The sequence below is a fragment of the Ferrovibrio terrae genome (genome assembly GCF_943371255.1).
Lineage (GTDB): Bacteria > Pseudomonadota > Alphaproteobacteria > Ferrovibrionales > Ferrovibrionaceae > Ferrovibrio > Ferrovibrio terrae_B.
The window spans coordinates 21,137-29,017 of the sequence record NZ_CALRUC010000051.1 but is presented as its reverse complement, the minus strand read 5'-3'; the positions used below and the strand labels follow the sequence as shown (position 1 = coordinate 29,017).

The following is a 7,881-nucleotide window of genomic DNA, read 5'->3' as shown; positions in this document are numbered from 1 at the left end:
GTGGCCGAGATCGCGGCCGCCAGCCGCGAGCAGGCCACCGGCCTCGACCAGATCAACACCGCCGTCGGCAGCATGGACGAGATGACCCAGCGCAATGCGGCCCTGGTGGAAGAAAGCACGGCGGCGGCGCAGACCCTGAACAACCAGGCGGTCCAGCTCGCCGAACTGGTCGGCTTCTTCAAGGTCGAGGGCGGCTCGGCACCGATGGCTGTGGCGTCCGCGCCGGTTGCCGCACCGCGTCCGCAGGCGCCGGCCCGTCCGGCAGCCCCGGCTGCGGCGAAGGCACCGCCGCCCCGGCCCAAGGCCGCGGCTGCAGCGGCGCCGAAGCCGGCTTCCGCCGCCCCGGCTGCCACGCCGTCGAACGACCAGGATTGGCAGGAATTCTAAAGGTTTAAGCCTCGCCACACGGGCCGGATTTCCGGCGGGTTTTACGGTTGACAGGCCGCAGACCCGCCGGTATGTTCCGGCCCACTTTTCCGCCGGGCGGGTTAAGGCTGCGTCCGGTTTTTTATTGCTCCTGAGGTCAGTGTCATGAAGGTCGTGAATTCCCTGAAGTCGGCCAAGGGCCGTCATCGCGATTGCCGCGTCGTGCGCCGCAAGGGCCGCGTCTACGTGATCAACAAGACCAACCCGCGCTTCAAGGCGCGCCAGGGTTAAGCAGATCGAGGGCTAAGGCCCTCGCATTGCTAGGTTTTCAAACGACCCGGTTGCTCTGCAGCCGGGTCGTTTTGTTTGGACTTGACGGCGGCGACGATTTGCAGGATTTGTCAGACAAGCTGACAAATAACCGCCATGCCGAGTCCCATCCCACCCATCGAGTCCGCCCTGTCTGAATTGCCCAGGACCACCGGTCTCAGCGCCATGCTGGCTGGTCGGCTTGCGACTTCGATTCGGGCCGGCGAGTTCCAGCCCGGCGACCGGCTGCCGACGGAGAAGCAGCTGGTCGAGCGCTACGCGGTCAGCCGCGCCGTGGTGCGCGAGGCGATCGCCCGGCTCAAGACCGATGGCTTCGTCGAAACCCGCCAGGGCGCCGGCGCTTTTGTGGCGCTGAAGCCCGGCCTGGCCAATTTCCGCATCGCCGAACCCGGCCTGCTCGATGCTGCCGATCTGGCCCATGTTTTCGAGCTGCGCGGCGTGGTCGAGGTCGGCATGGCCGAGCTGGCGGCAGAGCGGCGCTCGGCGGCCGACCTTGCCGCGCTGAATGCCGCCTTCGCCCGGATGGAACAGGCCCTGCAGAGCGACGAGAATGGCGCTGCCGCGGATGACGACTTCCACGCTGCCGTGGCGACGGCAGCGCATAACCCCTACCTGGCGCAGTTCGCCGCCTTCCTGGCGCAGCATTTCTCCGCCACCCGCGCGCTGACCTGGCAGCCGGCGGCGCGCAGCAGCGGTGGCACGGCAGCCGCCCAGGCCGAACACCGCGCCCTGCTGGATGCCATCACGCAGGGCGATGCACAGGCCGCCGGTGTCGCGGCGCGCCGCCATATTGCCCAGGCCGCCGGCCGCTATCGCGTCGCCGACCGCAAACACAAAGGATGACGCCATGCTGATGCCGGCGCCGGAACAGGACATCATCGCCCAGCGGCTCGACCTGATCGCCGCCCTGCGCGCCATCGTGCCGGGCGAGGGTGTGATTGCCGACGAAACCTCCCTGCGCGCCTTTGAATGCGACGGCCTCACCGCCTATCGCCAGCTGCCGCTGGTCGCCGTGCTGCCCGGCACGGTGCAGCAGGTGTCAGACGTCATGAAGCTCTGCAACGAACGCGGCGTGAAGATCGTGCCGCGCGGCGCCGGCACTTCGCTGTCGGGCGGCGCGCTGCCGCTGGCCGATGGCGTGCTGCTGGGGCTGGGCAAGTTCAACAAGGTTCTCGACATCGACTGGGACAATCGCTGCGCCGTGGTGCAGCCCGGCGTCACCAATCTCGGCATCACCCGCGCGGTCGAGCATCGCGGCTTCTATTACGCACCCGATCCGTCGAGCCAGATCGCCTGCACCATCGGCGGCAATGTGGCGGAGAATTCCGGTGGCGTGCATTGCCTGAAATACGGCCTCACCACCAACAACATCCTCGGCGTCGAGATGGTGCTGATGAACGGCGATGTCGTACGGCTCGGCGGCAAGCATCTGGATGCCGAGGGCTATGACCTGATGGGCATCATCTGCGGTTCGGAAGGCCTGCTCGGTGTCATCACCGAAGTCACCGTGCGCATTCTGCCCAAGCCGACCACCCAGCGTGCCGTGCTGGCCGGCTTCCCCACCTCTGAATCGGCCGGCGACTGCGTGGCGAGAATCATCGCCGCCGGCATCATTCCCGGCGGCATGGAAATGATGGACCGGCCGGCGATCCATGCGGCGGAGGATTTCGTCCATGCCGGCTATCCGCGCGATGTCGAGGCCCTGCTCATCATCGAACTGGATGGCCCCCCGGCCGAGGTCGATGACCTGCTCGCCCGGGTCAAGGTCATTGCCGAACAGTGTGGCTCGGTATCGCTGCGGGTCTCGCAAAATGAAGACGAGCGCCTCAGCTTCTGGGCCGGGCGCAAGGCGGCGTTTCCCGCCGTCGGCCGCATCTCACCGGATTACCTGTGCATGGACGGCACCATTCCGCGCAAGACCCTGCCGCTGGTGCTCACCCGCATGGGCCAGCTGTCGGAGAAATACGGCCTGCGGGTTGCCAATGTCTTCCATGCCGGCGACGGCAACCTGCATCCGCTGATTCTCTACGATGCCAACAATCCGGGCGAGTTGGAGAAGGCAGAGGAATTCGGCGCCGATATCCTGCGGCTCTGCGTCGAGGTCGGCGGCGTGCTCACCGGCGAGCATGGCGTCGGCGTCGAAAAGCGCGACCTCATGCCGGCGATGTTCACCGAGGCCGACCTGGCGCAGCAGATGCGCGTCAAATGCGCCTTCGATCCCAACCACCGCCTCAACCCCGGCAAGGTGTTTCCCGTGCTGCATCGCTGCGCCGAGCTTGGCCGCATGCATGTGCACAAGGGCCAGCTCGCTTTCCCCGATCTACCGAGATTCTAAAGATGTACAACGCTGCTACAAAAAAGCCTGCCATAAGAAAGATCGTCACCCTTGGGCTTGTCCCAAGGGTCCATCCCAATAATCGGCGCCACGGACCGCGCAGATGGACCCTCGGAATAAATCCGAGGGTGACGGCTTGTGGTGCGGCGAGGGTGATGTCTGTTTGGGTGGCCAATGCCTGAGACCTTCATCCCATCCGGCACCACCGATGTGGCCGACCTGATCAAATGGGCGGCGGCCGAGACCAGGCCGCTCAGCCTGCATGGCCATCGCAGCAAGGCGGGGCTGGGCCGTCCGGCGCAGACCGAATATGCGTTGGACATGAGCCGGCTCAGCGGCATCCTCGATTACGAGCCGGCCGAACTGGTGCTGACCTTGCGGCCCGGCACGCTGGTCAGCGATGTGGAAAAGCTGCTCGGCGCGCGTAACCAGATGTTGGCCTTTGAGCCGCCGGATTACGGCCCGCTCTGGGGCCATGCTGCGGCGCGCGGCACCATCGGCGGCGCGATCGGCTGCAATCTTGCCGGCCCGCGCCGTTTCAAGGCCGGTGCGGTGCGCGATCATCTGCTCGGCTTCACCGCTGTCTCGGGGCGTGGCGAAATCTTCAAGGCCGGCGCGAAAGTCGTGAAGAATGTCACCGGCTACGATCTGCCCAAGCTGGTCTGCGGCGCCTATGGCACACTGGCGGCGCTCACCGAGGTGACGCTGAAGGTGCTGCCGGCGCCGGAAAAGACCCGCACCGTGCTGGTCTTCGGCCTCGACGATGCCCGCGCCATCCAGGCGCTTGCCGCTGCCGCCGCTTCGCCGCATGAAGTGGCCGGCCTGGCGCATCTGCCGGCGGCTGTCGCCGCGCTGTCCGGTGTCGCCTATGTCGCCAAGGCCGGCACCGGTGTCACCGCCGTGCGCATCGAGGGCACGGATATTTCCGTGAAGGCGCGCTGCGAGGCGCTGCGTGACCTGCTCGGCGCCTTCGGCCCGCTGGAGGAGCTGCATTCGATGAATTCGGCTTGGCTGTGGCGCGAGATTCGCGATGCCGCCGCCTTCACCCTGCCGCAGGACCGCCCGTTGTGGCGTATGTCCACGGCACCCTTGAGTGGGCCCGCGGTGACGGCCGTGATTGCGCAGGCCCAGCCCGAGGCGCGTTTCTTCTACGATTGGGCCGGCGGCCTGGTCTGGCTGACCCTGCCGGCCGCGCAGGATGCGCATGCCGGGCTGGTGCGCGGTGCGATTGCTGCGCATGGCGGCGGCCATGCCACGCTGCTGCGCGCCGATCTCGCCACCCGCGCCGCCGTGCCGGTGTTCCAGCCACAGCCCGCGGCGCTGGCGGCATTATCGCAGCGGGTGAAAGACAGCTTCGATCCGATCAATATCCTCAATCCGGGCCGCATGGCGCCCAGCGCGGGAACCTGAGCCATGCAAACCACCTTCACCCTCGCGCAACTCGCCGATCCGGGCATCGCCGCCTCCAACGACATCCTGCGCAAATGCGTGCATTGCGGCTTCTGCACCGCCACCTGCCCGACTTACGTGCTGCTCGGCGATGAGCGCGACTCACCGCGCGGCCGCATCTATCTGATCAAACAGATGCTGGAAGGCGGCCATGCCGCCACCGAAGAGACCGTGCGGCATGTCGACCGCTGCCTCAGCTGCCTCAGCTGCATGACCACCTGCCCGAGCAGCGTGCATTACATGCACCTGGTCGATCATGCCCGCGCCCATATCGAAGACACCTATCAGCGCCCGCTGATGGACCGCCTGCTGCGCAATGTGCTGGCGCGCGTGCTGCCCAATCCGGGCCTGTTCCGCTTCAGCCTGCGGCTGGCAAGGATTGGCAAGCTGTTCCGCTTTCTGCTGCCGGCCAAGCTGAAGGCCATGGTGGCGCTGGCGCCGCGCCATCTGCCGCCGGCCTCCGATCTCGACCGGCCGCAGGTGTTCCGCGCCGAGGGTGAGCGCCGCATGCGGGTAGCGATGCTGACAGGCTGCGCCCAGCGCGTGCTCGATCCCGAGATCAATGCCGCTACCATCCGGCTGCTGACGCGGCATGGCTGCGAGGTGGTGGTGGCGCAGGGTGCCGGCTGCTGTGGCGCGCTGACCCATCACATGGGCAAGGAAGCCGATGCCCATGCCAAGGCGAAAGCCAATATCGCGGCCTGGCATCGCGAGCTGACGGGCGAGGGGCTGGATGCGGTGGTGATCAATGCCTCGGGCTGCGGCACTACGGTGAAGGATTACGGCTTCATGCTGCGCAGCGATGCGGCCTGGGCGGAGAAGGCCGCGCAGGTCGGCGCGCTGGCCAAAGACATCACCGAGGTGATGCGCGATCTCGGCCTGCGGCCTGTCGCCGGCAATGCCGCGCCGATCAGCGTGGCCTATCACAGCGCCTGCTCGCTGCAGCACGGCCAGAAGATCACCAGCCTGCCCAAGCAGCTGCTGACCCAGGCGGGTTTCACGGTGAAGGATGTGCCGGACGCGCATCTGTGCTGCGGCTCGGCCGGCACCTACAATCTGCTGCAGCCCGAATTATCCGCGCAGCTGCGCGACCGCAAGGTGAAGGCGATCGCCTCCACCCATGCTGATGCGGTGGCAGCCGGCAATATCGGGTGTCTGATCCAGATCGGCAGTGGGATGGATACGCCGGTGCTGCACACCGTGCAGCTGCTCGACTGGGCGACCGGCGGACCACGACCCAAAGGTCTGCCGCCAGTGCGATAGAGGTCAGGCGCGGGCCTCAACGGCCCGCCGCCTGAGGCATCACTTCTTGGCCGGGCTAACCTCGGCGCGGGCGCGGCACTGTTCTTCGGCCACCATGCGCTGCTGTTCGGTCAGTTTCTGGCCGGCCTTCAGGGCGCTGCGGATTTCCTTCATGCAGGCTTCGATGGCGGCGGCATTGCTGCTCTGGGCCCGGACGGCTGCGGCCGGCAGCATGATGCTGGCGGCGGTGAGCAGCAGGGCGAAAGTGTAGACGAGGCGACGCATGGCGATGAATCCTGAAGCGGGTCGATAACAGGGCAGACATGTACGGGGAAATGCCCATAAAAAGAAAGTAACTTTTCGATCACGGGACGGATCGATTGGCTCAGGCCGCCATCAATTTGCCGTGGGCGCGCCGGAAACTACCCGGGCTGGTACCAAACTGGGTCCGAAAGCTCGCATTAAAGGTGGAAAGGTCGCCAAAGCCGGCATCGAAGGCGATGCTGCTGACCGGCTCGGCCGAGCAGAGCAGGCGGCGGGCCACCAGCCGCAGGCGCAGGCCGAGCAGATACTGGTGCGGGGTCACGCCGACGCTGCGGCGGAAGCTGCGCAGGAAGTGGTATTTGCTCATGCAGGCGATCCCGGCCAGCCGGGCGAGATCGAGCGGCTCGGTGGCATGCGCCGCGATATGCTGCAGCACGCGGCTGATCCGTCGCGCATCGGCGGGCGATGGCGCCTGCGACATGCCGCTGCCACCGGCGACGGCGTCGATCACGGTTTCCGCCACCTGGAAGGCCAGTTCCTCCACCGCGCTGCCGCCCTCGGCCGCCATGGCTTCGAGCCGCGCCACCGGCGGGATCAGCGGTTTCAGGGCCGGCAGCATGGCGCTGGTGAAGCGGAAGCGATGCGAGCCGGCGGCGCTGGCCGCGATTTCCTCGAACAGCGCGGGCGTGAACTGCAGGCTGACGCAGCGGTCGCCGGTGCTGTGGTCATGGCCGCATTCGAAACAGCCGCCGGGATTGCCGAGCAGGAAAGCGCCGGGATAGAGCAGGGCCCTGCCGCTGTCGCAGCGATACTGGAACGATCCCTCCACCACGGCGGCGATGGCGGCGAAGTCATGCTGCTCCTCAAACGGACGGTCCTGCGGCCCGGAGCGACAGACGAACTCGCTGAACGTCCAGTCGGCGCCGCGCGCAATGACGCGGGCGGTCGGCAGCCGGGCGGTCGGGTCGTCCGGCACCTGATTGGCCGGGTTCGGAGCAGTTTGTGCCATGGCCCAGAATAGCAATTTTCCCCAAGCGCGAAAACCGGCATGGGCGGCATGGTGCGGCTGCCGGCGCGGGATGCTGCCGGAAATTTGCAGGAGAAGACGATGCTGAATCACGTATCCATTGGCGTTCGCGACGTGGCGAAGACCAAGACATTCTACGATGCCGCGCTCAAGCCGCTGGGTTACACCTGCCTGAGTGCCAGCGAAGGCTCGCTCGGCTATGGCGACACGGCGGTGGTGCTGTGGATCAGCCAGACCGACACACCGGTGCCGGCTGACAAGGCTTCGGGCCTGCATTTCTGCTTCGATGCACCCAGCCGCAAGAGCGTCGATGATTTCCATGCCGCGGCACTCGCGCAGGGTGGCAAGGATAACGGCAAGCCCGGCCTGCGTGCCGATTACGATGCCAACTACTATGCCGCCTTCGCCATCGACCCCGATGGCTATCGCATCGAGGCCTATTGCGGCAAGGCGGGCTGACCATGGCGACCATCCGCAAGGACATGGCCGTTGCCGCCAGCCCAGAAGCCGCCTGGGCCGCCTTCCGCGATGTCGGTGCCGTGCATCGGCTGGCACCGGGCTTTGTCACCGACTGCCATCTGGTGGAGGATGGTGCAGCCCGCATTGTTACCTTCGCCAATGGCATGGTGGCGCGCGAGATGATCGTCGATGTCGACGATGCCGGCCGGCGGCTCGCCTATGCCGTGGTCGGCGGCCGTCTGACCCATCACAACGCTTCCTTCGAGGTGATCGCGGACGGGCCTGGTCGCTGCCGCGTGGTCTGGCGCGCCGATCTGCTGCCGGCAGAACTGAAACCGGCCATCGACGGCATGATGGCGCAGGGCATGCTGGCGATGCAGCGCCGGCTGGAGAGCAGCGCGGCCTGATG

9 protein-coding genes and 1 pseudogene are annotated in these 7,881 nt (G+C 66.7%); 8 read left to right on the top strand and 2 right to left on the bottom strand.

Annotation, left to right across the window (positions count from 1 at the left end; all coding sequences use genetic code 11):
• From AAG799_RS12370 to glcF, 6 genes and pseudogenes are all read left to right on the top strand, one after another.
• Positions 1-387, top strand: a pseudogene (locus tag AAG799_RS12370) (methyl-accepting chemotaxis protein); the annotation flags it as partial.
• 144 nt (positions 388-531) lie between these two features.
• Positions 532-657, top strand: coding sequence for a type B 50S ribosomal protein L36 (ykgO, locus tag AAG799_RS12365; RefSeq protein WP_144066828.1), 126 nt, complete (start codon positions 532-534; stop codon positions 655-657).
• Between the two features lie 135 nt (positions 658-792).
• Entirely contained in the window at positions 793-1,539 is a 747-nt protein-coding gene (locus AAG799_RS12360) for an FCD domain-containing protein (RefSeq protein WP_341896275.1), read from the top strand.
• Between the two features lie 4 nt (positions 1,540-1,543).
• Positions 1,544-3,031 carry an FAD-linked oxidase C-terminal domain-containing protein gene (locus tag AAG799_RS12355; RefSeq protein WP_341896274.1) on the top strand — a complete coding sequence of 496 codons (1,488 nt, stop codon included), beginning with the start codon at positions 1,544-1,546 and terminating at the stop codon, positions 3,029-3,031.
• A 174-nt stretch (positions 3,032-3,205) separates the two neighbouring features.
• On the top strand, positions 3,206-4,441 hold the full coding sequence (glcE, locus tag AAG799_RS12350; RefSeq protein WP_341896272.1) for a glycolate oxidase subunit GlcE: 1,236 nt from the start codon (positions 3,206-3,208) through the stop codon (positions 4,439-4,441).
• A 3-nt stretch (positions 4,442-4,444) separates the two neighbouring features.
• Positions 4,445-5,743 (top strand): glycolate oxidase subunit GlcF, encoded by a 1,299-nt coding sequence (gene glcF / locus AAG799_RS12345; protein WP_341896270.1) that lies wholly within the window; start codon positions 4,445-4,447, stop codon positions 5,741-5,743.
• Between the two features lie 39 nt (positions 5,744-5,782).
• On the opposite strand, the gene AAG799_RS12340 is transcribed toward glcF, so the two are convergent.
• The gene (locus AAG799_RS12340; protein ID WP_341896268.1) at positions 5,783-6,007 is read right to left on the bottom strand and encodes a hypothetical protein; all 225 of its coding nucleotides are present in this window, start codon (positions 6,005-6,007) and stop codon (positions 5,783-5,785) included.
• Between the two features lie 100 nt (positions 6,008-6,107).
• The gene (locus AAG799_RS12335) at positions 6,108-6,995 is read right to left on the bottom strand and encodes an AraC family transcriptional regulator (protein WP_341896266.1); all 888 of its coding nucleotides are present in this window, start codon (positions 6,993-6,995) and stop codon (positions 6,108-6,110) included.
• A 99-nt stretch (positions 6,996-7,094) separates the two neighbouring features.
• On the opposite strand from AAG799_RS12335, the gene AAG799_RS12330 reads away from it, so the two are divergent.
• Positions 7,095-7,472, top strand: a complete 378-nt coding sequence (locus tag AAG799_RS12330; RefSeq protein ID WP_341896264.1) for a VOC family protein — start codon at positions 7,095-7,097, stop codon at positions 7,470-7,472.
• Positions 7,473-7,474: 2 nt separating this feature from the next.
• On the top strand, positions 7,475-7,879 hold the full coding sequence (locus tag AAG799_RS12325) for an SRPBCC family protein (protein ID WP_341896262.1): 405 nt from the start codon (positions 7,475-7,477) through the stop codon (positions 7,877-7,879).
• Positions 7,880-7,881: the final 2 nt, after the last annotated feature.